Origin of the sequence: Endozoicomonas sp. OPT23, from assembly GCF_009653635.1 — a bacterium.
Lineage (GTDB): Bacteria > Pseudomonadota > Gammaproteobacteria > Pseudomonadales > Endozoicomonadaceae > Endozoicomonas_A.
The window spans coordinates 285,268-311,095 of record NZ_PPFD01000002.1 but is presented as its reverse complement, the minus strand read 5'-3'; the positions used below and the strand labels follow the sequence as shown (position 1 = coordinate 311,095).

Below are 25,828 nucleotides of genomic sequence, written 5' to 3'. Positions count from 1 at the left end.
TAGAGCCTCATTATTCAACTTTAATTTCTGGCACGTTTAGCTTTAATTTTTTGCAAGCGGTTTAGTATATAGCCTTTTCCTGCTCACAGGACTAAAATGCCCGCCCTTCCAATTTATCTTCCCTTAGGAGATGCACTTGCTGTTTTCCGAACTGTCCCTGCATGAAAGACTGCTGAAAGCCCTGGATGAGCTGAGTTTCACCGAAGCCACACCGGTTCAGTCCGCTGTGCTGCCCAAGGCCATGGACAAGAAAGACCTGATGGTTTGCTCGGAAACCGGCAGTGGTAAAACCGCAGCCTTTCTGCTGCCAGCTTTGAACCATTTTCAGGACAACCCGGCACCACAGTCCAGCACTCGTATGCTGATTCTGGTTCCAACTCGCGAACTGGCTCGTCAGGTATTTGATGAGTGTGAAAAGCTGACTCGTTACACCTTTATCAAGACCGGCCTGATCACCGGTGGTGATGATTTCCGTCATCAGGTGAATACTCTACGTAAGAATCCTGAGGTTCTGATCGCAACCCCTGGTCGTCTGCTGGAACAGATGGATAACAGCAACACCGACTTCAGTGACCTGGAATATCTGATTCTCGACGAAGCCGACCGTATGCTCGACTTTGGTTTCAGCCCTGACATGATAAGAATTGCTTCCGAGTGTCGCCCGGAACGTCAAACCATGCTGTTCTCAGCAACGCTGAAACAGAAAGGTATGGTTGAGCTGATCAAGCTGGTACTGAACGAACCTGAATCCCTGATGCTCAGCACAGCTCGTGACAAGCACGAAAACATTCATCATCAGATGATGCTGGCGGATGATCATGCCCACAAAGAAAAGCTGACTCGCTGGTTACTGGAAAACGAAACCTTTGAAAAGGCCATTGTTTTCACCAACAAGCGCCTTCACGCTGACCAGCTGTGCGCCAAGCTCAGATATCATGATTTGAGAGTCGGTGTACTGCACGGCGAAATGGATCACTCCGAACGCAAGCGCATGATGGGTATGCTGGCTGCCGGTCAGATCAACATTCTGGTGGCAACAGACGTCGCGGCTCGTGGACTGGATATCAAAGGCATCGAGCTGGTCATCAACTTTGAAATGGCTCGCAACGGCGATGACTACGTTCACCGCGTAGGTCGTACCGGCCGTGCTGGTGAAAAGGGTGTAGCCATCTCTCTGGTTGACCATGCCGAGTGGAACCTGACCTCCAGTATTGAGCGCTATTTGAAAACACGCTTTGAGAAGCGTTCCATCAAGGAACTCCGTGGTTCCTGGAAAGGACCAAAGAAGCTTAAGGCTTCCGGTAAAGCGGCAGGCACTAAAAAGAAGAAATCCAGCGACAGTAAAAAAACAACCGTTGGCAAGCAGCGTTTGAGAGACAAGAAGAAGACTGGCAAGCGTCGTGCACCAGCTAAAGACGGTTCTGATGCCTCTGCAAAGAAAAGCCCTGCCAAGAGCCAGACCAGCAGTAAAGCAGTTGATGCCGGCTTTGAACCGATGAAGCGTAAGAAAAGCTAAAGCCTTTCTAGGATTATTACTACCTGCTACACCACCCACCTTAGACATTGGTATAAGGTGGGTATTATATCTTGAACCTCAGTTAATCCTTTCTGTCCAAATCAGCAATACGAAAATAGAAAGGATACTCACACCATGAAATCAATCTTTCAGGCTGCCAGCCTGGTTTTTCTGCTGTTCACTGAACTCTGCCTTGCTGACGGCCTCTGTCATTTGCCCGAAGGTTCATACAGTGGTAAGTCTGATCGAATCTACGATAAAACCGCAGGAACCGTTGAACGATACGCGGTGAAAATTCAGTTGCTTTCAAATGGCAAAGCTGAGGGCCGAATTCAACGCATTGAATACATCTCGAATGAAAAGGGTATTGAAATACCTCACTCTGCTGAACGGTATTTTTTTAATTTAAGTTTTAATCTGCACGCTTGTGACAATGTGGACAGTCGTATTAAGAGTGAGGATATTGATGGCCACCTGAAGTTCGTCAACATAAATCCCTATCTGGGTGAAATTACTCTACTAGGGTCAGTTTTCACTTACTCCGACAGTATTATAGGCTCAATGGAGTGGCTCTATGAATCAGCCAAAAATCAGCTGGGGTATCAGATCATACCTGACATCGACTTCTCAAAACTGCCGGTAAGGCTGAAACGAGATCTGATGTAGGTGTATAAACACGGGTAATCAAGAAGGAATATTTTCTGATTCCCGACAAGTTCCGGTAGAATGCCTGCCCCCCATCCATAACTGACAGACCAAAATGACAGACTTCACATCACTGGGCTTGAGCGAGCCACTGACCAAAGCCGTTACAGAGCTGGGTTACAAGAAGGCTTCGCCGGTTCAGGCCAAGGCAATTCCCATGGTGCTGACTGGCCGTGATGTGATGGTCTCTGCCCAGACCGGCACAGGTAAAACTGCCGGTTTTGCACTGCCAATCATGCACCGCCTGTCAGAAATGAAAGCACCGGGTAATCAGCCAGTACGTGCACTGGTTCTGACGCCTACTCGTGAGCTGGCGGTTCAGGTCGCTGAAAGCTTTTCCCGCTATGGCCAGCATCTGTCACTGAAGACAGCCGTTGCTTACGGTGGTGTAGAGATGGCACCTCAGATCATGGCTCTGAAAGAAGGTGTGGACATTCTGGTAGCGACACCGGGTCGTCTGATTGACCTGCTGGAAAAAGAACATCTATCTCTGAACCAGCTGAGAATTCTGGTGCTGGACGAAGCAGACCGTATGCTGGATCTTGGTTTCAAACGTGAGCTGGACAAGATTCTGGCTGCTATACCGCCTAAACGACAAAACCTGTTGTTCTCCGCGACCTTTTCCAAAGACATCAAACAACTGGCTCATGAATTTCAGCGTCACCCGGTGAAGATTGAAGTTGAGTCACCCAACTCTGCGGCTAACACCGTTGTTCAGTCTGTTTACCCTGTTGACCAGCAGGACAAGCCGGAAATACTCAGTTACCTGATTCAAGGTAACCAATACACTCAGGCTCTGGTATTTGTCCGCACCAAAAAAGCGGCCGACAAAGTGGCTGACTTATTGGGCGACGAAGGCATTAATGCGACCGCTATTCACAGTGGCAAGAGTCAGTACCTTCGAAATAGAACACTGATTGAGTTTCAGGCCGGTGCATGGCGAGTACTGGTCGCAACCGACGTTGCTGCCCGAGGTCTGGATATTGAGCAACTACCACTGGTAGTAAACTACGACCTGCCAAAAGTACCAGAAGATTACGTTCACCGTATTGGTCGTACCGGCCGTGCCGGATCACCTGGTCGTGCTATCTCCCTGATGAATCCGGAAGAAAAGCCGCTGCTGGAAAAAATCCGTAAACTGATCAAGAAGCCTCTCGACGTAGAACCGATTCCATTTTTTGAAAATGTGAGCGGTCACACTGAAGAAGCTGCTCCGGCTAAGAAGATGAAGCAGCGTCGTGCACCTGCAGGACAGTCTGATAGAAAATCAGCGGGACGATCTGACAGAAAACCAGCAGGACGGTCTGATAGAAAGCCAGCGGGACGATCTGACAGAAAACCAGCAGGGCAGTCTGACAGAAAGCCAACGGACAACCCTCGTCGTGGTTCTTCTGCTCCGGCAGGCAGAAGCAAGCCTGGTCAGAAGCCACAACAGAGAAGAACACCGGCAAAAACTGGCAGACCGCCTCAAGGTCGCAAGTAAGCAGCCAAAATATTCTGAAGGTATTTGCCTGAATACTTGGGCAGATACCTGATGAAATGTTTAATCAGTCATTTCACTATTCAGGTATAAACGATGGAAGACGTGATTGAAGAGCTCAGGGAAGTTGCCCTGGATGTACCTTCTCCCCTGGAACTGCCCAATGAAGACGACATCATTGACGCAGAAGAGCAGATATTGATTCCGATTCCCTTTGAGCTTCGGGAGTTTCTGCTGAATGTCAGTGATGTGGTTTATGGTTCATTGGAACCGGTAACCATTACCGACTCCCAGTCTCATACTTATCTGCCTGAAGTGTCAGCAATAGCTTGGGATCTGGGCATGCCAAGAGATTTGTTGCCGATCTGCGAGTATGCAGGTGGTTACTACTGCATTTCCGCAGAAGGTGAAATTGGTCTGTGGAGTGAAGGCGTTCTTGCTGAAGATGATACCTGGCCAAGCATCTGGCACTGGGCCAAGGACATCTGGCTGCAGAGCTAACCTCTGATGCTTAATAGAGCGGTAGCTATTCCGCTCTATTGCCATTAAATTACTTTAATGGCTCAACTACTCCCTTCTCTTCGTTTTCGTTTTTCTTTCCTCTCTGCGGGTAAGGCTTTTCTTGTCCTGTCTTTTTTTCTGCTGCTTTCCGGTTGCACCACCAAGTTTGCCTACAACAATGCTGACTGGCTGATTCACTGGTATCTGGATGACTACATAGACCTGAACAAAAACCAGCGTAACCAGTTTGATGAATCGTTTTCCGCCTTTATTTCATGGCACAGAAAAGAAGAGTTACCACGCTACCTCGACTGGTTGAAGTCCATAAAAGCCCAACTCGAAGATCAGACCTTATCTGAGCAGGAACTGTTCCTTGGTATTCAACAAGCCAATGAGCAGCTATTCACCTTCACCCGTCGTCTAATCGACAAAGCAAAACCCGAACTACAGTCTCTGGCAGCCACCTTTACTGAGAAACAGAAGAAGCGACTTGTTTCAGCCCTTGAAAAAAAGACGGATGAAACCGCCAAACGGTTTGCCAAACTGAAAACAATTGAGTCACAAAGAAAAGAGTATCGACAGAACTTTCAGGAACAGATCAGGGAACGGTTTGGCAAGCTGACCAGAGAGCAACTTCGCCAGCTTGATCAATGGCAGCAACAAATCATCCCGGCTTTCAGCCAACAGCTGGAAGCAAGAAGAGAATGGTCTCGCCGTCTTTCAGTAGCATTCAGTCATCCTGCAGTTTCTCTTATGCCTCTGCTTTCATCCGAACGCCCATGGCAGTCCGGCGAATTTAAAGAGCTGATCATTCATAACCGCACTCTGTCTGAAGAGTTTGTGGCTTATATGCTGGCAACCCGAACACCCAAGCAACACAAAAAACTTATGAAAGAGCTGAACAAGCTCATCCGCACCATTGAAAGTCTGCAAGGCAAATAATTCCTGACACTGCTAAAATGGTCTGCTGCCTAACCAGCAGACAGTAAGAAAATATATATAAATGATGCTCCGGATTTACGCTCCGGTTCGCATATCAGGACAATAATAATGTCAGTCGTTGTTTGTGCTTTATACAAGTTTGTCACTCTGGAGAACTTCGAATCCATTAAGGAGCCGCTGTTTACAGAGATGGAAAGTAACGGGGTTCGGGGAACCCTGTTACTGGCCAGAGAAGGAATTAACGGTACAGTTTCCGGTTCAAGAGCTGCTATCGATCACCTGTTAAACTGGCTGAAAAGCGATCCACGCTTAGCTGAACTTGAGTACAAAGAGTCCTTTGTCGAAACTCAGCCTTTTAAGCGCACCCGAGTGAAGCTCAAGAAAGAGATTGTCACTATGGGTGTTGAAGGTATTGACCCGAAAGAAGTAGTGGGTACTTACATCGAGCCAAAAGACTGGAATGACCTGATCAATGATCCGGACACTATTCTGATCGATACCCGCAATGATTACGAAGTTCAGGTAGGCACATTCAAAAATGCCGTTAACCCTGAAACTGAAACCTTCCGTGAGTTCCCGGATTACGTAAAAGAAAACCTGAACCCTGAAAAGCACAAGAAAGTCGCCATGTTCTGCACCGGTGGCATTCGCTGTGAAAAATCCACGGCTTATTTGAAAGAGCAGGGTTTTGAAAACGTTTACCACCTGAAAGGCGGTATTCTGAAATATCTGGAAGAAGTGCCACAGGAAGAGTCCACCTGGGAAGGTGAGTGTTTTGTTTTTGATGATCGTGTAACGGTTAACCATCAGCTTGAGAAAGGACAGTACGACCAATGCCACGCCTGTCGTCTGCCGATTACCGAAGAAGATAAAATCAGTGAACACTATATCAAAGGTGTGAGCTGCCCTAACTGCAACGATAAGCATACTCCTGAGCAGAAGCGTCGCTTTATGGATCGTGAAAAGCAGATGGAGTTAGCTAAAGAGCGTGGTGAAGCTCATATTGGCAGTGAGGTTACCAAGACTGTAATCAGTCGCCGTCAGGGCAAGATATCAGTCAAAGAAAGTCAGAAAAAAAACAGTCAGCAATAACTGACTCTCTAAAAGCGCTGTTAACCACAGCGCATTTAGAGAAAGCATTTAAAAAATACTCTTCTAAACAAAGTACTGAACGACCACTTCCACATTCAGCCGCCCATCACGATACTGATGAACTAAAAGAAGACAAAAGCCAAGAGTAATCAAAGGCAATACCCTTTTCTTCTCTTCATAAAAGAAATACCAGATACCGCCCAGAAGACCGACGGTCATCACCGCCCAACGGCCAATGCCTTCTATAGCAGGCAGCATACTTAACAAAATCCAGAAGCAACCGGCAATATTCAACAACAACCATAACGGCGACAACATTCCGATACTGCCGAACCATGGCAACTTAACCAGAGCTCCACCCGTCCACGCTTTGGGCTGCATATCCGACGATAAGTGCAGCGCGATACCTATAGCAAGACCTCCAGCAATAGCATCAAAACCTAAAGCTACAAACAAGGCAGCAAAACCGCAGGAATGTGTAATACCGGAACGATGGGAAAAGCCGGGCAGCAGAAGATCAATATCCGGCAAACGAATACCGGCAATTAAACCGGCCAGAAACAATAATCCTTCTTCCATGAATGCAATGGCCTGAAACCATTGAGGGTAAAACCCTTTAACTGCGTAAACAGATGCCGCCAGCATGCTCCCTGTCAGCGGCGCAGTAATCAGACGCATACTACATTGGTCAAATAACAGAGGGACAGGGGCAAGCACTATACAGATATCCAGTAGTTTTAACTATTGGATTTTCTGAGCCCCTGTATCATGACACGCGCCATTCCTTCTGCTTCTGTCAGCAGCCAGTCACCGCCTCCAGTAGAAAGCCAACTGTTGATGACCCCTTCCAGATAACCATAAAAACTGAACGCTGCTGCCTTGGCTGATAAGTCTTCTCTTAAACAGCCAGCATTCTCTGCCTTTTCCATAATGACCTGAATCGATTTAACCTCATCACTGCACATTTTACGGCAATGTTCAGACAAAATCGGATCACTCCAGGACTGTCGGGTAATCTTAAGCATCTGAAGAATATCCGGACTGGAGCAGGCCAACTGAAAAAAACTGGCAGCAATCTCTTCAAGAATATCCAGTGGGTCTCCTGTGAAGCCATCCATATGTTTTTCATAGGCCAGCTCCAGCGGACTGAAGATACTTTCCCAAAGGGCCAGCAGCATGTCGGCCTTATCCTTGAAGTGCCAGTAAATGGCACCTCGAGTCACACCCGCCTCTTTGGCCACTACAGCCAGAGTAGTGTTCTGAATGCCCTGTTCGCTGAACAGCTTCAGGGCTGTTTTCATCAGAAACCGACGGGTTTCTTCTGCTTCCTCTTTGGTTTTACGCGCCATTCACGGCTCCATTCAAACCAGCTCCATCGGGCAGGCATTCATCTTCGTCTGCCTTATCCCGGGTAAACAACAAATAAAGAGCCGGAATAATAAACATGGCGACAATAGTAGAGGCGATCAAACCAAAAACAATCGCCATACACAAGCCGTACCAGCGAGGTTCGCTCAATGCCAGTGGCAGCAAGCCCAGAATAGTGGTCAGACTGGTACTGAGAATCGGGCGCATACGGTCAGCCGCACCATAGGCAGCCGATTCTCTGATGCTTCTGCCCTGACGTCGATGGTTGTTCATGGTTTCCAGCAGAACAATACCGTTGTTTACCGCAATACCCGCCAGTGACACACAACCGACCATGGCTCCAAAGGTGACAATTACGCCAAAGTAGAAGTAACCGATGAAAGTACCGGTAATTGCCAGTGGAATGATGAACAGAATGATCAGCGGCTGAAGCATGGAGTTAAACATCAGCGTCAGCAGAATAAAGATCAGTACCACTGCCAGTACAAAGGCGACACCGAGGGTGCCAAAGCTTTCGTCTGAACGACTGCTGTCGCCACCAAACTGATAGCTGTAACCTTCCGGCCAGCCGGACTGAAGTTTATCCAGCTCAGGTTTAATACCCGCCAGAATAGCGGCTGCAGTCTTGCCTTCCGCACGGGACTGGACAGTTACTGACCTCAAACCATAGTTGTGTATAAACACTCTTGGTTTTTCAACCACCTTAAGGTCGGCAACATGAGACAGCGGAATTGAACGACCATCTTTGGTAATTACTCGCAGCAAACGAATCTCTGTTATGTGGAGAGGCCCGCCCATTTCATCACCACGACTCGGCCACTGCATGCTGATGCGAATATCCGGGTCGTCCTGAATGCCTGCCATTTTAAAGCTGCCAAACTGATCCTCTTCCATGGAGATACGAATCTGTTGCGCAACGTTACTCTCATCCAGACCGTAAAAATTCAGCTGTTCCGGTTTAAAGCGAAAACGAATTTCACGCAGTGAAGCTCCAAGGTTGTCTTTTACACCGACAGCGCCCGGTTGTTCGGCCAGCAGCTGTCGTATCTCTGCAGCAATAATCATCAGCTCGGAGTATTCGGGTCCATTCAGCTCTATCTGAACCGGGTCCTCACCGCTCGGCTTGTTACCTTTGTGAGTGATACTGACTCTTAAACCAGCTTCATCCTTGATGGTCTCGTCAATACCAGCCCTCAGTTCACTCAGGTAATCAAACGAAAACTTTTCCCGCTCGCTGCGTGGCACCAGAATGACGGTAAATCCCACCTGATTCCAGGCCTCAGATGGCAGGATCAGTGTCTTTAGCGTACTGCTGGCGACGGGCGTCTTGGCACCAACATAAGCAATGCTCTTTTCAATCCAAGACTGACTATTGAGATAAATACCGACCTTATCAGCCACTATTTGTGCGCTTTCCAGTGTTGCCTGAGGTGGCAGCTCAATGGAGATACCCAGTTTTCGGTCATCAGATTCCACATAGAGCGCAGACGGCAGTTTACCGACAAGGCTGATACTGAGAATAAACATAGCAAAGGCAGCCAGAACATAGCCGGTTGCATGCTTTTTGCTTTTCAACGGAGAAGACAACAGCCAGTCAGCCAGCCCCTGTCGATAACGGTGAGTCAGTTTATCCACCAGTAGCTCACGACCACCGTCCGCTGCTTTTGCCAGCAGGTAGCGAGAGAGCGGCAGACAGATCAGAAAGGCAATGATCAAACTCAATATCAGGGCAACGGTGATGGTAATAGGAATAATGCGAATAAACTTACCGTCAATGCCGCCCATCATCATCATGGGAATCATAGCCAGAATCGTTGTCATCTGTCCGGCAAAGGCGGGCAGAGCAAAGGTTTTAACGGTACTCATCACCGCCTGGTTAAAACGTTCTCTACGAACAAACAGCCCCTCATGCATCCCTTCCATGACAAGGATATAAACATCCACCAGCATACCCAGTGCCAGCACCATACCAACCATAACGGTAGCGTTAAAGGTATGCCCCATAGCTCCCAGAACAGCCAGAGTCGCCAACAAGGTTACTGGCAGCGCAAGACCTGCAATCAAGGCTTCACGCCAGGATAGAAGCACCATCAAAATAATAAAGACAAGCAGCGTCGCCTGAATCATGGAGCTGTAGATTTCACTGAAAGATTGCTCAATCAGGTTTCGATCATCGGTTACCACGGTCAGTTTCAGTGCCCTTGGCCAGTCTGGCTGAGAGCTGATTTCCATGGCTTTCTGTTCGGTCTTATTGATCAGGGCAATAGTATCAGCACCTGGTCTTTTCAGAACATCAACGGTCACACCGCGGGTGTACTCGCTTCCTTTCATGCTGAACAGAGTGCGCATCTTCTCCTTATCAAGGCGAAGACTGACATCAGCAATCTCACCCAGCCTTACCGGACGATTGTCTCCCATGCGAACAATAGGCAGCTGTCGTACCCGCTCGACACTGTCGAAGCGACCGTCAAGATAGAGGTTAAAAGTGCTTTCTTCTCCTTCAAACTGCCCCCAGGCCATATCCATATTGGCAGAGCTCAAACGGTCTCTGACAGTCAGGGGAGAAATACCCAAAGCTCTCAGTTTGTTCGGTTGAAGGCGTATATGAAGGCTTTTCTCACGTAAACCACCAAGATTGACCTTTTTAACATCAGATATTTCTTCTAACTGCTGTTCAATGTTTTTGGCAACGTCGGTAAGAATCAAGTCATCCACATCACCATGAAGTACCAGACTTATGACCGGTGCTTCAGACATGCCCAACTGCTCAATCTCCGGTTTTTTAATAGCAGACGACGAAAACTCACTTTCTGCTGCACTGACTTTTGCCCTGAGTTGTTGCATGGCAAGGGTCATGGAGATATCAGCATCAAACTCTACACCGATCATGGAGTAAGAGTTATAAGAGCCGCTGGTAAAGATATTCATACCCACCAGATTACGGATTTCATCTTCCAGCGGTTTGGTCAGTTCTTTTTCAATCTGTTCAGGCGAAGCACCGGGCCAGCTGGTTGTGATCAAGGCTCTGGGGATTTCCAGGTCGGGATGATTCTCCCTTACCATGGTGTTGTAGGCCATGGTTCCCATCAGCAGAAACAGACCTAACAGTAACCTGGCCAGCAGGTTCTGCAGAAACAGCTTATTTTTCAGGCCATTCATTGCTTGGCTCCCAGAATTTCAACACGGGAACCTTCTGTCAGTAGGTGCTGGCCCTGAGTAATAATGCTCTCACCCGCCTTAACGCCAGTCAGCACTTCGGTACGATGTAAACCCACCAGACCAAGATCCAGCCAGCGCAGCTCAGCTCTGTTGTCCGGCGTCACAACGTAAACAAAAGGCATCCCATCCCGGAATGCCAGTGTCTGCCAGGGCAATGCTAAAACATCTTTCTTTTCTTCCGTCGCAATCCAGGCCTGCAGGAACATGCCATCACGAATAACACTGGCATCGCCAACGGTTCTCACCTTAACTTGCAGAGAACGGTTTTGAAGGCTGATAGAAGGACTAACCGACCAGACCTTACCTTCCACAAAGTTGCCTGAACTGAAACCTGTTTTCTCCGCTTCATAAAGGGCTGTGTCGTTTAATGCCAGATAAACGGTTTGCCCTTCTTTAACTCCGGCAAACATATTCTCAGGAAGATGCAGGCGAACCTCATACGCACTGTCGTCTACTAAAACGACAGCACTGGAAGCTTCTCTCTGCTTGCTGGACGTTGCACCGCTCGGTGGGTAGTAATAGTTACCTTCAAGAATATTAACGGACGTAATCACACCATCAAAGGGTGCAAAAAGACTGGTTTTTTCCAGGCTCACGGTAGAGCGGTTCATGTCGGCAGCGACGCTTTTTATCTCGGCAATGGCGGCCTGCAGAGCACTGTTTGCGGCATCCAGTCCAGCCTGGGCATTTTTCAGATCTGTGGTTGCACGGTCATATTCAGTCCGTGAAACAACACCCTTATTAAAAATCTGTTCAACACGAGCAAAGTTGGATTGTGCCTGCACCAGGTTGTTAGCCGCTCGAACCTTACCGGCTTCCGCTTCTTTTCTTCTTTCCCGGGTCGACTGCAGCCGGGCTTCCAGAGAGCGCACTTCAGCAGCACTTTCACGATTATCAATCTGAGCCAGCAGTTGGCCTTTATTAATATCTTCCGAAGGACCGTAAACCCTTACGCCTTCGCGTATCTGGCTACCATCGGGCAATTCGCCGATATAGACGACTTTGCCTGATTGCTCAAAATTGAGGAAAGCTTTTTGCAGCGCTTCTGCGGTACCTTCAGCGAAAACCCAACTACCCAGATTTTCTAGAGCCATCACCTCCGCTTCAACACGAACCGGAGCCGGTTCAACCACTTCAACAGACTCGGTGGTCAACTGACTGTATTTATAAAGGCCTATTACCACAGCTACTGCGCCAAGACCTGCCATCAAGTATTTCTTGTTCATGATATGTCCGTATTCAAGGCAAACTGTTATTCGATTTATTGTTGAACATTCGACTAAAAGTGAATGCTTTTTCCCTAAGCGGGTTGCCTGAAATGGATTTTACATACATTCATGCATGTTTATAAGAAAAAGGAATAAATTTCTCCTGTCTTTCCAGCTGAAACAGCTTCAACTGCCCCCTGTCACTGACATCAGCTCTGCTCTGGCCTTCAGACCTGTCCTGACTAGTCTTTTCGTTAAGCCGGAATAAAGTTACACAAGGAGTAGAGTGTATGGCTGGAGATTCAAAGAAGTTTCACCTGACCCATGGTCTTGCTGCTGACAACAGCGTTGCAGATGTCATTCTCGAAAATACCATCAATCCCGCACTAGACCTTCTAAAATGCCCACAACTGGAAAGCCGCTCAGAGATAGAACGCCTTGCTCTGGAAATGAAGGGAAACAGGGAGTTTCATGATCTGGTCAGGATGGGAAAGGATTTACTGGAAACCGGGCAGTTCTCGCAAGCTCGCAGGCTTACTCACTCAAAAGAGAGCTGTGACCAATGGTTGGAAACCTATTTCAGGCAACCCTTCAGTAGCAACCACTACCTGTTTCGCTAGCCTTGCTCCGGCCCTTTATTCAAGAGGAAGGTAAGTGGTGTTCTTCAGTTTTTCCATGGCAAATGAAGAAGTTACATCACTCAACCCTTCGACACTGTTGACCAGCCGCTTGTAGAACACATCAAAAGCCGCCATATCCTTCACCAGCACTTTCATCATGTAATCGTACTCACCCGCCATACGGTAAAACTCAATCACTTCAGCAAGGTCACGGACACTGGCCACAAAGGTTTCATACCAGTCATTACTGTGGTTTCTGGTTTTGATATTTACAAAAGCCGTGAGGTTCAGCCCCAGCTTATCGCTATCCAGCAGAGCCACACGCTGAGTGATATAGCCTTCTTCTTCAAGCCGTTTCAGCCGTTTCCAGCAGGGTGAAACGGTCAGGCTGACCTTGTCAGCAATATCAGCCACAGAAATAGATGAATCCCGCTGCAGGCAGTCGAGAATCAATTTATCCTTTCGATCAAGCATATTAGAGAATTATTTTTCACAAATGTGTGAATATCATGGCAACTTTGAAATCATATTTCCAACCGTTAGGCATAAACTTTCTTCATTCTTTTTGATTGCCATATGGTAGAGCCATGAGTCAGCAGGCCAAAGTCACCTTCTTATTTGTTACGGTTTGCCTTATCTGGGGTACAACCTGGCTGGCTATGGAACTGGCCGTTGCGACTATTCCTCCCATTACAGCAACAGGCTTGAGGTTTGCCATTGCAGCTCCTCTCATTATGCTGTTGGCCAAACATCAGAAGGCCCCTATTTTCTTCCCCAAAGGCAAAGGGATGGAATGTGGCCTGATCAGCCTGTTCTATTTTGCCATCCCCTTCACCCTGATGATTTTCGGGGAGCAATATATTTCATCCGGTCTTGCAGCCATTATTTTTGCCAATATGCCGGTTGCCGTACTGGTGATATCCCTGATCTTCAAAAAACAAAGGGTTTCAATTCGTCAGTTATCCGGGTTGGTGCTAGCTCTTATCAGTCTGGTGACCATTATCTGCAACGAAATGGCTGTCAGTGCCGCTGACGGCTTTTCAGGCATAGTGGCTCTGGTAGTGGCAGTGTTAATGCACGCAGTGATCTACACCAATGTTCAGGCGCGCTGCGAAGGCATTCACGTTCTCACCTATAATGCTCTGCCCTGTCTGCTGGCTTCACTGTTTTTGTTAGTAGCCGGTATATTTCTGGAAAGCGATACAACACTGCATTTTTCCGGACTGTCACTGGCAGCCGTCTTCTATCTTGGCTCTGTTGCAGGCATTGGCGGCATCATGGCTTATTTCCAGCTCAACAAGCTGGCCAGCCCGTTTCAGGCTTCTATCTGCTTTCTGATCTTTCCTGTTGTTGCCCTTTTCCTGGACTGTCAGGTGAATGGCCGTTCTCTGAGTCAGGAGTCACTATTTCTGACTCTGGTTCTGATGGTAGGTGTGTTGATGACCAAGCTGCCAAAGGGCTTCATTCGTCACTACTGGCCTAAAAGGGGTTCTATCCCCATTAAGCGTAAAGCCTGACTTCTTATCAATATCAGTCGTCGTACAAACTCTTCTTATTGTGCGACGATTTGTCACATCCTCAATATGTCTGAAGCTGGCATAATGCAATTATCGATACCTTCCGGTGAGCCTGCGCTTCGGGTCAGGTTTTCACCGGGTTTTTATTGAGTTTCCTCTGCAATGTACGACGATGCATCCCTAGTAGTCGTGCGGTCTCACTGATATTGCCGTCGTTTTCCAGCAACACTCTTTGAATATGTTCGTATTCGAGCCTTTCTACGGATAAAGGTCGACTGGGCAGTGGCAGGCTTTCAGGAGCTTCAGGCCCACGGTATAACGCTTCCAGAATCTGTTCAGTATCAGCAGGTTTGCATAGATAATTCGTTGCCCCAAGTCGTATTGCTTCTACTGCTGTGGCAATACTGGCATAGCCGGTTAGAATCAGAATCCGCATACTCGGATTACTTTCTGACAACTCTGGAACCAGAATCAGGCCTGACTCACCGTCCATCTTCAAATCAACCACTGCCAGGTCAGGCTTAAATGCAGGTAGCACTTCTCTGGCTTTGTTTACCGATGAAGCAACCCGAACATCCATATTCCTGCGACGCATGGCACGGGCCAGAATATGGCAAAAGGTTTCATCGTCATCGACCAGCAGCATTCTCAACTGATTCACACGGCTATGATGGCTGTTGCCATTTACATCATTCATCCATTGAAACCTCAGGCAAACTGACTTCTGTTATTGTACCGCCAGCACTACCTGTATATAAACGAACATGACCGCTTAGTCGCTCAACCGTAGCAACACTGAGCTGCAACCCCAGTCCATGGCCTTCTTTCTTGGTAGTAAGGTCTGTTGCACCAGGTTGACTGGCGACTTTACTCAGTACTCCCCTACCATGGTCTTCAATTTGCAGCACAACGCGATTCTCGTTCCGCATAACCTTCAAGCCAATAAAGTCCGGACTGGCGTCTGCAGAATTATCCAGCAGATTGATCATAGCCATGATCAATGACTGGTCTGCTTCTATCAAACAGTCAGGTGTTTCTGAAGAGGTGTACTGAATATTGGCTTCAGGCCTGAACAGTTGCCACTCATTCAACAACTCCTCAACAACGTCAGCTACAGGCTTGGCTACAATAGCCTGATTGCGACTGGCCAGGACAATATTATCCAGCCGTTTTTTGCAAAGCCCTACCTGCGTCTGAAGAAGGTTGATATCTTCAGACATAGCGGTATCTGAACACTCGCTCGACATCTCCCCCAGTAAAACACTCATGGTTGATAGAGGTGTTGCCAGTTCATGGGCAGCCCCTGCAGCCGTAGTAGCAACAGCCAGAATGCGTTCATCACGCAGGCGCTGCTCTCTACTCGCATTGATTTCTGCTCGATGAGACCGAATGGCATCGGCCATACCCGCGACAACACCCGTCACCAGACAAGCACTGATACTGAACGTCATCCACATACCGCCCAGGTGGAGAATAATCATGGAATGCATTGCACCATGAGCTGAGTGATCAGGTATTAAAGGCTGATACCACCTTTGCAAGAGCGTGTAACAGACTATAGTCAGTGTTGTAATAAACCAGCGCTGTCTGACAGACAACACCGAGGCGCTGATGGTGACAGTGACCAGATAGGAGAAAATAAAAGGGTTGGTATACCCACCACTCCAGTACAAGAGGAGCGTCTGGAGAAAGACATCAGCGAGAAGTTGCTTAAATAGACTGGACTCTGAAATGTCCGATACGAGTTGCTTTCGATAATGTGTATAAAAAACTAGCAGCCCAGTGGTTGCAGCAATAATAGACAGCACAGACCAGTCAACCTGAATCACTGAAAACCAGGAAGCTATTGCCAGCCCTGTTAATTCCATCAACAGTATCGTTAAGCGAATAGCATTGAGGCGGTGCAGATTTGTTTGTTCGACAGTTCTCTCTGCCATGGCCAACATCCCTGAGAAACATTCTCTCTGAAAACAAAAATCTGAAAACTAAAGTCCAATTGTCTGACAGACAGATTTGAAAAGGAAGGATGGGGGAGAAAGGATCAGGTAGTAGACACTGACAGTACGTCGCTCGAGGTACTGTCAGCAGCATTCAGCTTAAGCTTTCTTGACCACGGAACACTTCAGGTAAACCTGACCAACGCCGTCAATTTTGCAGGAAATATCATGGCCATTAACCATGTCATCCAGCAGGCGAATCTTCTTCACCTTGGTGCCGGACTTGATGGTGCTACCGCCTGCTTTCAGATCTTTAACAACCGTAACAGCATCGCCATCAACCAGTTGATTACCGTTTACATCATAAAAAACGGCAGCGGCTTCTTCGGCAGCTTTCTCTTCCAGAGTCCACTCATGGAAGCACTCAGGACAAGTCCACAGCTGGCCGTCTGTGTAGCCATAAGGAGAGTCGCACTTAGGGCATTGCTGTTGTGAATCATCAGACATGATCGTTCCTCTTAATAAACATATTAACTTCTCGAAAAAACAGAGGATTTATTAAAAGCCAATGAAGAATAGAACGGAGAGGTTAAGAGGGTTGAAAAGAATTCGGGGATTTTAAAAGCAGCTTCAGAAAGAAGCTACTTTTTTGTATCAGGTTTTCTACCTGGCCACTCAGTGCTCGTGACCACCAGGTCCATGAACATGACCGTGGTCCAGTTCTTCAGCAGAAGGTTCACGCACTTCAACCACTTCAACGGCAAAATGCAGATCTTCACCAGCCAGTGAATGGTTAGCATCAATAATTACGTCGTCACCATCAATAGCGGTAACGGTTACAACACGTGGTCCAATAGCAGTATCAGCGTGGAACTGCAGACCCACTTCAACTTCGTGCTCACCAAACTGGCTGCTCGGAACTGGCTGTACCAGACTTTCGTCATACTCGCCGTAGGCTTCTGCAGCTTCTACAGAAACTTCCAGTTTGTCACCAGCCGCTTTGCCTTCCAGGGCACTCTCCAGGCCAACAATGATGTTGCCAGCGCCGTGCAGATAAGCCAGAGGCTCATGTCCTTCGGAGCTATCCAGTACTTCACCACCCGCATTTTTCAGGGTGTAATGGATAAGAGCGACTTTTTTGTCAGTAATTTTCATTTCGTTTGAAAATCTCTGGAATGAATGAACCTACAGGATAACTGCCCTGCTTAAAAACTGACAGAAATTTATCCCCACATCTTACCTATTAGCCAAAATGGGCTAGGCCATGGTACAAGCTCTTCGCATAGACTCATCTATACAGATTTATAGAAAATAATAACAACAGGATATTAATCATGTCGGTCGAGCTGAACAGCACACTGAGTTTGACGAATACCGTCACTCTTAAAAACCGTTTTTATAAATCGGCCATGAGTGAGCAGCTGGCTGATGATGATCATAATCCCACTGAATCGCTGTTCAAACTCTACGAAACATGGGCCGAAGGTGGTTCTGCTATTTGTGTGACCGGTAATTTAATGATCGATCGTACTGCCATTGCTGAACCTAAGAACTGTGTTCTAGATGAACAGAGTGATTTGGATAAATATCGGCAGTGGGCCAGACAGGGCACAAAGAACAACACACAACTCTGGGTTCAGCTCAACCATCCCGGCAAACAAGTGCCTTCCTTTATCAGCAGCGAACCTGTTGCACCATCAGCTATTCCTTTCGAAGGTGACCTGGGTAAAGGGTTCAAGGCACCCAGAGCCATGACCGAATTTGATATCCTGAAAACTATTCAGGCTTTTGCCACTTCTGCCCGATTGGCCAAGGAGTGTGGATTTAATGGTGTTCAAATTCATTCTGCCCACGGCTATCTGGTGAATCAGTTTCTTTCCCCTCGTCATAATCAACGGGATGACCAGTGGGGTGGTAATCCAGAAAACCGCCGTCGTTTTGTTCTGGAAGTTTACAAGGCCGTCAGGGCTGAAGTCGGCGATGATTACCCGGTTGGTATCAAGCTGAACTCTGCAGACTTTTTGAAAGATGGTTTTTCCGAAGAAGACTCCATGGCTGTTGTTAAAGTGCTAACCGATGCAGGTATTAATCTGATTGAAGTGTCTGGCGGCACTTATGAAGCGGCGGCAATGATGGGGGTTGGTATTAAGGAAGGTACTAAAAAGCGTGAAGCCTATTTTCTTGAGTACGCAGAGAAGGTACGACAGGTATCAGGTACAACGCTTGCTGTTACCGGCGGATTCCGTTCTTCAAAAGCCATGAGTTCCGCTTTGTCTGAAGGCGCTACCGATTTGATTGGCATTGCTCGACCAATGACCGTTGAACCATCCCTGCCTCTGAAAGCCATGAATGACTCAAACTATAAGATCGAGGTCAATATTCGTTCGACCGGCTCAGCCATTCTGGATCAGATAGGTATGCTGGACCTGAACTGGTACGAAGCACAACTGGCTCGTCTCGGTAAAGGAAAGCTACCAAACGAGAATTTGTCCGGCTGGAGTGTGCTCTTTCATACTGTCGCCAGTATAGGTCGATTTGCCTTCAAAAAGCGCAGAGCCTGATACGGGTCAGCATCAGGTCAAGAGAGACATGACTTCGTTCAATGGAATTGCTAATGTTTGCCAGTAGCTATTGCTACTTCAACAACCTCTAGTGTGCAGACTCACGTAGCCGAATAACATATGAACTCATGTGTCCGGGCACTTAACTACTCAGCACTGCGATTCTGAAAGGAGTCATGCTTTTGACCGCAAGTTTGACCACTAATCGATGTTCCTGGTGTACTGATGACCCACTTTACATCCAGTACCATGATGAAGAGTGGGGCGTTCCCTGTCACGACGATCAGAAACTGTTTGAGTTTCTGATTCTGGAAGGCGCTCAGGCTGGACTGAGCTGGATCACCATTCTTAAAAGGCGTGAAGGTTTTCGAAAAGCCTTTGCTGGTTTTGATGTCAAAAAAGTCGCCAAGTTTAGCGAAGACGACATTGAACGACTGCTTCAGGACGAGGGTATCATTCGTAACCGCCTGAAAGTCAACAGTGCCATCACCAACGCCAAGGCATTTATCAAAATACAGAAAGAGTTCGGCAGTTTTGATGAATACATCTGGTCGTTTGTTGGCGACGAGCCTATTCGCAATCAGTGGCAATCTATGTCCGACGTTCCCGTCACAACACCTGAATCCGACGCCATGAGCAAAGATCTGAAAAAGCGTGGTTTCAAGTTTGTCGGCAGTACAATTTGTTATGCCTATATGCAAGCCATGGGGATGGTGGATGACCATTTGATAAGCTGCCCGTCTTATCAATCATAATGAATGAGAGTTGTTCGAAGCATAAGCTAATTATTTTTATCGTATATCTACTTAGGGTAATGTAACTACTCATTTTGCATATGATATTGTTCCGCTTCAGGGGAATTGAGCATTATTTATACTGGCGCAATATTTGCTGTATCCCCTCTACTTCCACTCTTTTTTAGGGAAAAAGAAGAGTTGGCTCAACCATGGTGCAACAATAGTGCATAGAGCGAACAATTACAGTGCATAGAATGAAATCCTCCCGTCGTTTTTATCAATTATTTTCAGCGTTTTTCATCAGCAGCTTTCTAATTTTTTCCAGCCAGAGCATGGCTGCCCTGAATAATGCAGAAGCTGTTAACATTTCTGGCCTCCAGCGAATGCTGTCTCAGCGTATTGCCAAGAGCTATCTGATGATTGGTGCAGGCGTAAATGTTGAGCAGGCACAAGGCCAACTGGACAGCAGCGTCGGTCAGTTTGAAAGTAACTTCAATGAACTATCTGAGTACGCTCCAACGCCGGAGATTAAGGCACGCCTTGGTGCTGTTGAGAAAGTCTGGAATGAATATCGCTTGATGGCTATACAGGTTCCGACCAAAGCTGAAGCCGCTCCAATGATCAATAAGTCACTGGAAGTGTTTAATGCCAGTAATGATCTGGTAACCGAGATAGAAAAGTATTCAGCCATTCATTCCGCCCGACTGGTTAACATTTCCGGTCGTCAGCGAGCACTCAGCCAGAAAATTGCCATGTACTATCAGGCTCTGTCCTGGAATGTGGAAGGTGGTGATTATGACAAAGGCTTTGACGATGCTATTAACCTGTTTGAAGAATCGTTAAGTGAGCTTGATCAGTATTCAGACAACACCGCTGAAATTAAACGTCTGTTGACCAAAGTAAAAGCTCAGTGGAATTTCTCCAAATCCGGTTTTGTTCAGTATAAGGATGGCCGTTTTATGCCAACGGTAATCTCGGTCACAACCGAGTCTATTTTGAAGAAGATGCAGGAGCTGACTAAACAATATGAAATTCTGATGGCCTCCTGATTCAAGTCTGAGCATTTTTCCTTGCCTGTGGACTCATACCTCATAAGCCCTCAGGTCGTTTGCAGGTAAGGAACCAGCGTCTCCTCTCATTCCTCTACACAGCCTGTCGATAGCAGATTAATAGCTAAATGATCAAGTACGCCATGAGCATTTCAGGTCCGAATAACGGCAATAAACCCAGACAGGCATCACCCTCCACTGTTTCTTCAGAGAAACCAGAAACCGGTTTTTCTGCAACCAGAAAAATCGAAAAACAGAACAGTAACAGGCCTTTCGAGATACAACTCCAAAATACTCACACTGGCCGACCCTCGCTGGGTGCGAGAATCAAACACCGTTTAATCAAGTTATTCACCTGGCCATTCACCTGGTTAACCACTGAACCGAGCAGGTTCAGCATTCCTTTTCATGAAGCTGAAAACTGGATGGAGCGCCTGTACACAGGAACAAGAAGCTCATGCAAAGTTATGGACTGCACTATGGTCGGCAGCCATGATTCTGCCAGCAGTAACCTGAACAGACCATGGTTGTTCAAACCTCTTGGTATTGCTCAATCAGTCGACGTGGGAAAGCAACTGGAAGCTGGTGCGCGCTACCTTGATATAAGAGTCTGTATGAACTCCAAAGGCGAGTACATTGTCCATCATGGTATTGTTAAGGGGTCTTCTGCTGACACAGAAGTTATAGAGCCACTGGGTAAGTTTCTGGAAGAACACCAGAAGGAAGCTGTTGTTGTTAAACTCCAGTTCTCTGGTCTGAGTAAACAACAGGCAAAAACTTTTCTGGTTGACCACTTTCATCAGAAGTTGGGCTCTCGCTCACACAGTACTCATAAAAATGGCAGGGCTATCAATCCTGGTGATATTTCCTTCGCTGATATTCAGGCATCAGGTAAAAACTTACTGGTCACTGTCAGTAATCAAGATCTGCCTGATGGTTTCAGTCAAGAAGAACTGAACGGATATGCCTGGGTACACCAGCAGAATGTGGTGGAAAGCTGGGCAAATACTCCTGTAGCTGAAGAGATGCTCAGCCACAATGAAGCCAGGTTATCCGAATTTCTTGAGCATGAAGACGAGCAGAGAGGCAAGATCCATATTCTACAAATGCAAACCAATGTTAAGCCCATCCGACTCTTCAGTGGTGGTTTGAGAAACTTGAAAAGTCAGGCTAGATCCGTCAGTAAAGTTATTCCTGAAACACTCCGCCACTGGCATAACGACAAACAGTTCAGGCCGAATATCCTTCTGCAGGACTATGTTGGCCACCATAACTACGATCAGGTGTTTCTGTCCTGCCTGGCGCTGAACACACTGGGTATGACTAACAAGCAACTGGAGGAAACTTTTCCTGAAATACATCAGGATATTCGAACTATGAGAGCGAGTATGGAGTTATAACTGGAGAGAGTATTGAAGCAACGAGAAAAAGAGCCAAACTCTTCTTCTCGTCTGATTATGACTATTAAGCTTCTTCAATGCCAACGATTAACCATGGCGCATTGGCTTGCGTCAGATCACGCTGCAGATGCCAGATATCCTTGATATCTTCTTCCACACCTTCAACGGTATCACGATACTTCCCAGTGAAACGTACACTGATCTCAGCCAATTGGGCATTGTGATCGGCACGTCCCATTTCAGCATCAACAAACATCACCTCAGTGTGCTGTTCACCTGACAGTGTTGCTCTCTCCGCTTTCAGTTCGGCAAACAATTCCGGCGCAACGTATTCACGCATCTTCTCCAGATCGCCTGTGTTCCAGGCTTCCTGCAATGTACGGTAATGATCGCGGGCACCGTTCATAAAGCCGTTCATATCAAAACCGGCAGGCAGGTTCATTGGTACATCACTGGCACCAAAGCCGGCAGGTTGCGCTGGCGACTGAACGGCATCAAAGCCCATATTCTGGCGTTGCTGAACGGCATCATTCTGCTGGCTAAATGCCTGCTGCATAGGGTTCTGTTGCTGACCATGACCGGCCATTGGCCCGTGGGCTGCTGCCATGGCGCGCTTCTGAGCCATACTCTTGAAGACTTTGAACAGAACGAAGGCCAGGCCAGCCATCATCAGCATATCCATCATCTGCAGGCCATCAAAACCATCAAAGCCGCCGCTTAACAGAGCTGCAATCAAGCCACCAGCCAGCAGACCGCCCATCAGGCCACCCAGCATGCCTTTCTTGTTCGAGCCAGGTTTAGCAGCCTGCTGCTTACCCGCCAGAGGCGCTGCTGCAGGCTGCTTTGGAGCAGTTTTGAAGGACTTGCCGAAGCTTTTGCCACCACCAAATTTCTTGGCTTCCGCCATAGAGGGGTTAAAGGCAAAACTGAAAGCCATGAAAATGGCTAGCAGAGAAGCAAAACGCTTAATCATAGGTCAATCAATCTCTTTATAATAAGAATGCTCATCCTATGGGCATGACGGAAGAATTCAAGCAATCTTCAGGAAAATTTACTGAAAACTTGAAATAAGCTGCTGCACCAATCAGCCGAAAAATAGATTAATGTCAGTCATAGTCAGCAGCATGGACGGAATCAATCAGTCGGGAGCCTTACCTGGCCCAGACCTCAACAATTCAACAGCTGTCGAACAAACCGGCCAGGCCTTTGCTGGTCGACAGGTTGCGGCTGTGCGCTCTGCAGGCACTGAAGAACTTGATACTGGGCCTGAACTTTCAACCCGTTTGAACAGTCGAACTGCGGCTCAGCTCTCGGCTCGACACCAGTTAACCGCTCTTTTGGAAAAGCATGCGCCTCAGCAGGAAGTCCAAAATAAAGCTCTGCTCGACGTACTGGTGCAGAACGATGCGATTAAGAAAATGATCGATTCTGACCAACCACTGCCTCAGAAACAAATTGATCAACTAGAGGCGGTGCTGCCGGGGCTGCGTGAACTCCACCACAAGGGCAGCACCGTGGAAAACCTTAAATGGCATATTGATGGTCAGCTAACCAGTGCTGTTGATCTCAGTAATAGTGATCAGCTCGGCAAATTAACACGCACCAATCTCAAGAACTTTGCCGCTCAGATTCATGACAAGGCAGCCAGCAACCCTGAGCTGGTGTCCCTTGCCAGTGATATTGATAAAAAAATGTCCGAACTGGGTTCTCTCTCCCCCAAAGATCAATGTGGTCAATGCCATAAACTGCTTGAACAGATGTTACCGCACCTGCCAGAGGCTGACCATGACGTTGCGAAACTTCTACAAACTCAGCTTAAATCACAGGCTCTGGCAGAAATCAAAAACGAGTTTAAACAGCAGTTACTGGTCAAACTCAATCACCTCAACCGAGCTGGCACAGAAAGAGAGGTCGCAGTCGCTTTTGAACTGGGCCTTGCCGCATCAGCCTTCGGTATGGATGCACTGGGTGCAGCGATAAAGGTAGAGTATAAGTTTAACGCCAAATCTCTGGACTCGGCTCAGATCACCGACGATCACTCTTTCTCCGCCACACTGAATCTCTCTGCTGGTAACAACGCTACTGTACGGGGAGATGCCGCCGTCACCGGCACCGTCAAAAGCGGCAAGATGTTTAGAAGCCTTGAAAGCTACGTTGATCATCACGCCAACGACATGTTGCCGCTGTTACTTGAGAAGAAGCTTACGGCAATAAAAAGCCGTATACATTCAGCAAAAGGTGCTCATAGCGCTTCCAAGGCGGATAAAACCGGCCAGTTGGCTAAAGCAGACCTTACACGCCTGCAAACCATGCTTCAGGCCAACGGCACATTGCCCGCCAGCCAGAAGCTGACTTTGCCAGCTGCACCTGAAAAGAAATACCTCGACTCCAGAAGCACTAGTATTAAAGGCTCATTGTCTGGCTCAGCACTGGAAGGCATGTTGAGAGGTGAGTTTCATGTCGCCAATACCCGATCCGACTATTACCAGAAACATGGCTGGCTGGAGACGTTAAAGGCTGACCCGGAACACCTGGAATACGAACCGGCCAAATACTTCTCTATGCAAAACAACAGTCAGTGGCTGGAAGGCAAAGAGGGCGAACAATGGCTGGATAAGATGGGCAACGATATTGCATTCGCCAAAGGTGAATACAACCGGGCAGATATCGACATTGGGGATAGAGAAGTCGCAGCCATTATGGTTGATACCCAGAGAGAGCAGCTCCGGGAATCCATGGCTGCACTCTATGCTGAATACGACCACTACTGCGCCATCGTCAATCAAATGGAAGGTTCTGGCGACAGTGACCTGAAAGGTGACATTAAAGACCTCAAACATCGTTTGGAAAAAAGCAGAGGAGCCAACGGCCGTGGTGAGTATCTTCGCGCGGTTCTGGATACCCATGCGGCGATGGCCAACCTCCATTCAGGCAGTTTTAAGAATGGTCCCCCTGCTGAAAGTCGTGACCTGCAGTTTGAAGCCCTGCAACGAAAATTTGAACAGGATTACAGCCAGCCACGCATTCAGTTGCAGGAAAGTAAGCACATTAGAAAACATCTATCGTCTTTTTCCAAAGCGGAAGGCAAAGAGCTTGAAGCCGGTGGCAACTTCAGTGTGACAGTGGGACCAGTGCAGGTGGATGCGGGTTTTAGGCTGAGTAATGTCAGTCATCACTTTAATCCCGATACTGAAGGCAAATATCTCAACGTTAACTTTAGTGCCGGTCTGGGTACGAACCCACAACAGGCATTAACTGCCGTCCTCAAGACATTGCCTCAAGCCAGCGGTGCCGGTGGCTCATTCTTTGTTGATTCGCTGCCATCCAACTTCTCATACGGCTCATACCGAAAAGCTAACTTTGAAGTTAATTTCATCTGGTCTGAAGGGGGCTGGCGGGTCCAGTATATGCGAGCCAGTGGCAAGACAGGCATCGGTGGTGGCACTCCCGAAGCCACAATTCCCGTTGCACCGGGACTTGGTTTGAAAGCTAAAGTGGAGGCTGCCATCAGTGGTACGGATAATATCTGGGAGCGGCTTGGCACCAATACACTGACTTATTTCTTCACCCGTTATAATGGCTGGTCTGCGGCGGGTAATAACCCTGAGTATTGGAGTGAGTTCAAATCTCACAACCAGAGTCGTATGAAAGATCTATTCAAGAATATGGCTAACCCGGAAAGCTGCGTATCTAAAGAGTTGGACAGCAAGTTGAAAGAAATTGGCGATGACAAGCTCACTACAGAGCTTAAGGACGCACTGGCAGCCCACAATAAACAGCCAAACCACGAGAACTACCTGAAAGCTCTAGGCCTTTTTGATACCTTTATGGATAAGCAGCATGAAACCTATAAACAGTTTGTGAAGGGCCGTTTCAAACCAACTTAGCAATTTCTGCCGTCTTCGCTCTGGTCAGCGTAATAAGATCAAAAGCGTTTAATCATTGGTCAATCTATCTCTTTATAGTAATAATATTC

23 protein-coding genes are annotated in these 25,828 nt (G+C 47.5%); 13 read left to right on the top strand and 10 right to left on the bottom strand.

Annotated features, from left to right (window positions below; translation table 11 throughout):
- Positions 1 to 139 precede the first annotated feature (139 nt).
- The 6 genes from EOPP23_RS03245 to EOPP23_RS03220 all read left to right on the top strand — a co-directional run bounded on the left by EOPP23_RS03245 (position 140) and on the right by EOPP23_RS03220 (position 6,236).
- Positions 140 to 1,516, top strand: coding sequence for a DEAD/DEAH box helicase (locus tag EOPP23_RS03245; protein WP_370514671.1), 1,377 nt, complete (start codon positions 140 to 142; stop codon positions 1,514 to 1,516).
- A 135-nt stretch (positions 1,517 to 1,651) separates the two neighbouring features.
- The gene (locus EOPP23_RS03240) at positions 1,652 to 2,182 is read left to right on the top strand and encodes a hypothetical protein (protein ID WP_153764543.1); all 531 of its coding nucleotides are present in this window, start codon (positions 1,652 to 1,654) and stop codon (positions 2,180 to 2,182) included.
- Positions 2,183 to 2,276: 94 nt separating this feature from the next.
- Positions 2,277 to 3,704, top strand: a complete 1,428-nt coding sequence (locus EOPP23_RS03235; RefSeq protein ID WP_153764542.1) for a DEAD/DEAH box helicase — start codon at positions 2,277 to 2,279, stop codon at positions 3,702 to 3,704.
- A gap of 93 nt (positions 3,705 to 3,797) precedes the next feature.
- Positions 3,798 to 4,202 carry an SMI1/KNR4 family protein gene (locus EOPP23_RS03230; RefSeq protein ID WP_153764541.1) on the top strand — a complete coding sequence of 135 codons (405 nt, stop codon included), beginning with the start codon at positions 3,798 to 3,800 and terminating at the stop codon, positions 4,200 to 4,202.
- Positions 4,203 to 4,259: 57 nt separating this feature from the next.
- Complete coding sequence (locus tag EOPP23_RS03225; RefSeq protein WP_153764540.1) at positions 4,260 to 5,144, top strand: DUF6279 family lipoprotein; 885 nt, start codon at positions 4,260 to 4,262, stop codon at positions 5,142 to 5,144.
- A 105-nt stretch (positions 5,145 to 5,249) separates the two neighbouring features.
- The gene (locus tag EOPP23_RS03220) at positions 5,250 to 6,236 is read left to right on the top strand and encodes a rhodanese-related sulfurtransferase (protein ID WP_370514670.1); all 987 of its coding nucleotides are present in this window, start codon (positions 5,250 to 5,252) and stop codon (positions 6,234 to 6,236) included.
- Positions 6,237 to 6,299: 63 nt separating this feature from the next.
- Here the strand turns inward: EOPP23_RS03220 and EOPP23_RS03215 are convergent, their stop codons facing one another.
- Genes EOPP23_RS03215 through EOPP23_RS03200 form a run of 4 tightly spaced genes read right to left on the bottom strand, consistent with a single transcriptional unit; the run spans position 6,300 to position 12,049 of the window.
- Entirely contained in the window at positions 6,300 to 6,914 is a 615-nt protein-coding gene (locus EOPP23_RS03215; RefSeq protein WP_194842477.1) for a hypothetical protein, read from the bottom strand.
- A 59-nt stretch (positions 6,915 to 6,973) separates the two neighbouring features.
- Positions 6,974 to 7,585: a TetR family transcriptional regulator gene (locus EOPP23_RS21690; RefSeq protein ID WP_194842476.1), complete on the bottom strand. Its 612-nt coding sequence runs from the start codon at positions 7,583 to 7,585 to the stop codon at positions 6,974 to 6,976.
- Positions 7,575 to 10,763: an efflux RND transporter permease subunit gene (locus EOPP23_RS03205; RefSeq protein WP_153764537.1), complete on the bottom strand. Its 3,189-nt coding sequence runs from the start codon at positions 10,761 to 10,763 to the stop codon at positions 7,575 to 7,577. Before EOPP23_RS03205 ends, EOPP23_RS21690 begins: the two co-directional genes overlap by 11 nt.
- Positions 10,760 to 12,049, bottom strand: a complete 1,290-nt coding sequence (locus EOPP23_RS03200) for an efflux RND transporter periplasmic adaptor subunit (protein ID WP_153764536.1) — start codon at positions 12,047 to 12,049, stop codon at positions 10,760 to 10,762. Before EOPP23_RS03200 ends, EOPP23_RS03205 begins: the two co-directional genes overlap by 4 nt.
- A 272-nt stretch (positions 12,050 to 12,321) precedes the next feature.
- Between EOPP23_RS03200 and EOPP23_RS03195 the strand changes: the two genes are divergently transcribed.
- Entirely contained in the window at positions 12,322 to 12,651 is a 330-nt protein-coding gene (locus EOPP23_RS03195) for a hypothetical protein (protein WP_153764535.1), read from the top strand.
- Positions 12,652 to 12,666: 15 nt separating this feature from the next.
- Here the strand turns inward: EOPP23_RS03195 and EOPP23_RS03190 are convergent, their stop codons facing one another.
- Positions 12,667 to 13,125, bottom strand: a complete 459-nt coding sequence (locus EOPP23_RS03190; RefSeq protein ID WP_153764534.1) for an Lrp/AsnC family transcriptional regulator — start codon at positions 13,123 to 13,125, stop codon at positions 12,667 to 12,669.
- 113 nt (positions 13,126 to 13,238) lie between these two features.
- On the opposite strand from EOPP23_RS03190, the gene EOPP23_RS03185 reads away from it, so the two are divergent.
- Entirely contained in the window at positions 13,239 to 14,168 is a 930-nt protein-coding gene (locus EOPP23_RS03185) for a DMT family transporter (RefSeq protein ID WP_153764533.1), read from the top strand.
- 124 nt (positions 14,169 to 14,292) lie between these two features.
- Here EOPP23_RS03185 and EOPP23_RS03180 read toward each other — a convergent pair whose 3' ends face one another.
- From EOPP23_RS03180 to EOPP23_RS03165, 4 genes are all read right to left on the bottom strand, one after another.
- The gene (locus EOPP23_RS03180; RefSeq protein WP_228550550.1) at positions 14,293 to 14,865 is read right to left on the bottom strand and encodes a response regulator transcription factor; all 573 of its coding nucleotides are present in this window, start codon (positions 14,863 to 14,865) and stop codon (positions 14,293 to 14,295) included.
- Positions 14,858 to 16,105, bottom strand: coding sequence for an ATP-binding protein (locus tag EOPP23_RS03175; RefSeq protein WP_194842475.1), 1,248 nt, complete (start codon positions 16,103 to 16,105; stop codon positions 14,858 to 14,860). The genes EOPP23_RS03180 and EOPP23_RS03175 overlap by 8 nt, the downstream gene beginning before the upstream one ends.
- Before the next feature lie 159 nt (positions 16,106 to 16,264).
- Positions 16,265 to 16,612 (bottom strand): zinc ribbon domain-containing protein YjdM, encoded by a 348-nt coding sequence (locus EOPP23_RS03170; protein WP_153764531.1) that lies wholly within the window; start codon positions 16,610 to 16,612, stop codon positions 16,265 to 16,267.
- Positions 16,613 to 16,780: 168 nt separating this feature from the next.
- On the bottom strand, positions 16,781 to 17,260 hold the full coding sequence (locus EOPP23_RS03165; protein ID WP_153764530.1) for a peptidylprolyl isomerase: 480 nt from the start codon (positions 17,258 to 17,260) through the stop codon (positions 16,781 to 16,783).
- 179 nt (positions 17,261 to 17,439) lie between these two features.
- On the opposite strand from EOPP23_RS03165, the gene EOPP23_RS03160 reads away from it, so the two are divergent.
- The 4 genes from EOPP23_RS03160 to EOPP23_RS03145 all read left to right on the top strand — a co-directional run bounded on the left by EOPP23_RS03160 (position 17,440) and on the right by EOPP23_RS03145 (position 21,852).
- On the top strand, positions 17,440 to 18,666 hold the full coding sequence (locus tag EOPP23_RS03160; RefSeq protein WP_153764529.1) for an NADH:flavin oxidoreductase/NADH oxidase family protein: 1,227 nt from the start codon (positions 17,440 to 17,442) through the stop codon (positions 18,664 to 18,666).
- A 182-nt stretch (positions 18,667 to 18,848) separates the two neighbouring features.
- The gene (locus EOPP23_RS03155) at positions 18,849 to 19,421 is read left to right on the top strand and encodes a DNA-3-methyladenine glycosylase I (RefSeq protein ID WP_228550549.1); all 573 of its coding nucleotides are present in this window, start codon (positions 18,849 to 18,851) and stop codon (positions 19,419 to 19,421) included.
- Positions 19,422 to 19,657: 236 nt separating this feature from the next.
- Positions 19,658 to 20,452, top strand: coding sequence for a type IV pili methyl-accepting chemotaxis transducer N-terminal domain-containing protein (locus tag EOPP23_RS03150; protein WP_153764527.1), 795 nt, complete (start codon positions 19,658 to 19,660; stop codon positions 20,450 to 20,452).
- Between the two features lie 128 nt (positions 20,453 to 20,580).
- Complete coding sequence (locus EOPP23_RS03145; protein WP_153764526.1) at positions 20,581 to 21,852, top strand: phosphatidylinositol-specific phospholipase C domain-containing protein; 1,272 nt, start codon at positions 20,581 to 20,583, stop codon at positions 21,850 to 21,852.
- A gap of 64 nt (positions 21,853 to 21,916) precedes the next feature.
- Here EOPP23_RS03145 and EOPP23_RS03140 read toward each other — a convergent pair whose 3' ends face one another.
- The gene (locus EOPP23_RS03140) at positions 21,917 to 22,825 is read right to left on the bottom strand and encodes a Tim44 domain-containing protein (protein ID WP_153764525.1); all 909 of its coding nucleotides are present in this window, start codon (positions 22,823 to 22,825) and stop codon (positions 21,917 to 21,919) included.
- A gap of 130 nt (positions 22,826 to 22,955) precedes the next feature.
- On the opposite strand from EOPP23_RS03140, the gene EOPP23_RS03135 reads away from it, so the two are divergent.
- Entirely contained in the window at positions 22,956 to 25,739 is a 2,784-nt protein-coding gene (locus EOPP23_RS03135; protein WP_153764524.1) for a hypothetical protein, read from the top strand.
- Positions 25,740 to 25,828: the final 89 nt, after the last annotated feature.

What these genes read in the sequence shown, in the direction of transcription:
- EOPP23_RS03240 (WP_153764543.1), top strand. Translation starts at nt 1,652, where the DNA reads ATGAAATCAATCTTTCAGGCTGCCAGCCTGGTTTTTCTGCTGTTCACT.
- EOPP23_RS03235 (WP_153764542.1), top strand. Translation starts at nt 2,277, where the DNA reads ATGACAGACTTCACATCACTGGGCTTGAGCGAGCCACTGACCAAAGCC.
- EOPP23_RS03230 (WP_153764541.1), top strand. Translation starts at nt 3,798, where the DNA reads ATGGAAGACGTGATTGAAGAGCTCAGGGAAGTTGCCCTGGATGTACCT.
- EOPP23_RS03225 (WP_153764540.1), top strand. Translation starts at nt 4,260, where the DNA reads ATGGCTCAACTACTCCCTTCTCTTCGTTTTCGTTTTTCTTTCCTCTCT.
- EOPP23_RS03215 (WP_194842477.1), bottom strand. Translation starts at nt 6,914, where the DNA reads ATGCGTCTGATTACTGCGCCGCTGACAGGGAGCATGCTGGCGGCATCT.
- EOPP23_RS21690 (WP_194842476.1), bottom strand. Translation starts at nt 7,585, where the DNA reads ATGGCGCGTAAAACCAAAGAGGAAGCAGAAGAAACCCGTCGGTTTCTG.
- EOPP23_RS03205 (WP_153764537.1), bottom strand. Translation starts at nt 10,763, where the DNA reads ATGAATGGCCTGAAAAATAAGCTGTTTCTGCAGAACCTGCTGGCCAGG.
- EOPP23_RS03200 (WP_153764536.1), bottom strand. Translation starts at nt 12,049, where the DNA reads ATGAACAAGAAATACTTGATGGCAGGTCTTGGCGCAGTAGCTGTGGTA.
- EOPP23_RS03195 (WP_153764535.1), top strand. Translation starts at nt 12,322, where the DNA reads ATGGCTGGAGATTCAAAGAAGTTTCACCTGACCCATGGTCTTGCTGCT.
- EOPP23_RS03190 (WP_153764534.1), bottom strand. Translation starts at nt 13,125, where the DNA reads ATGCTTGATCGAAAGGATAAATTGATTCTCGACTGCCTGCAGCGGGAT.
- EOPP23_RS03185 (WP_153764533.1), top strand. Translation starts at nt 13,239, where the DNA reads ATGAGTCAGCAGGCCAAAGTCACCTTCTTATTTGTTACGGTTTGCCTT.
- EOPP23_RS03180 (WP_228550550.1), bottom strand. Translation starts at nt 14,865, where the DNA reads ATGAATGATGTAAATGGCAACAGCCATCATAGCCGTGTGAATCAGTTG.
- EOPP23_RS03175 (WP_194842475.1), bottom strand. Translation starts at nt 16,105, where the DNA reads ATGGCAGAGAGAACTGTCGAACAAACAAATCTGCACCGCCTCAATGCT.
- EOPP23_RS03170 (WP_153764531.1), bottom strand. Translation starts at nt 16,612, where the DNA reads ATGTCTGATGATTCACAACAGCAATGCCCTAAGTGCGACTCTCCTTAT.
- EOPP23_RS03165 (WP_153764530.1), bottom strand. Translation starts at nt 17,260, where the DNA reads ATGAAAATTACTGACAAAAAAGTCGCTCTTATCCATTACACCCTGAAA.
- EOPP23_RS03160 (WP_153764529.1), top strand. Translation starts at nt 17,440, where the DNA reads ATGTCGGTCGAGCTGAACAGCACACTGAGTTTGACGAATACCGTCACT.
- EOPP23_RS03150 (WP_153764527.1), top strand. Translation starts at nt 19,658, where the DNA reads ATGAAATCCTCCCGTCGTTTTTATCAATTATTTTCAGCGTTTTTCATC.
- EOPP23_RS03145 (WP_153764526.1), top strand. Translation starts at nt 20,581, where the DNA reads ATGATCAAGTACGCCATGAGCATTTCAGGTCCGAATAACGGCAATAAA.
- EOPP23_RS03140 (WP_153764525.1), bottom strand. Translation starts at nt 22,825, where the DNA reads ATGATTAAGCGTTTTGCTTCTCTGCTAGCCATTTTCATGGCTTTCAGT.
- EOPP23_RS03135 (WP_153764524.1), top strand. Translation starts at nt 22,956, where the DNA reads ATGTCAGTCATAGTCAGCAGCATGGACGGAATCAATCAGTCGGGAGCC.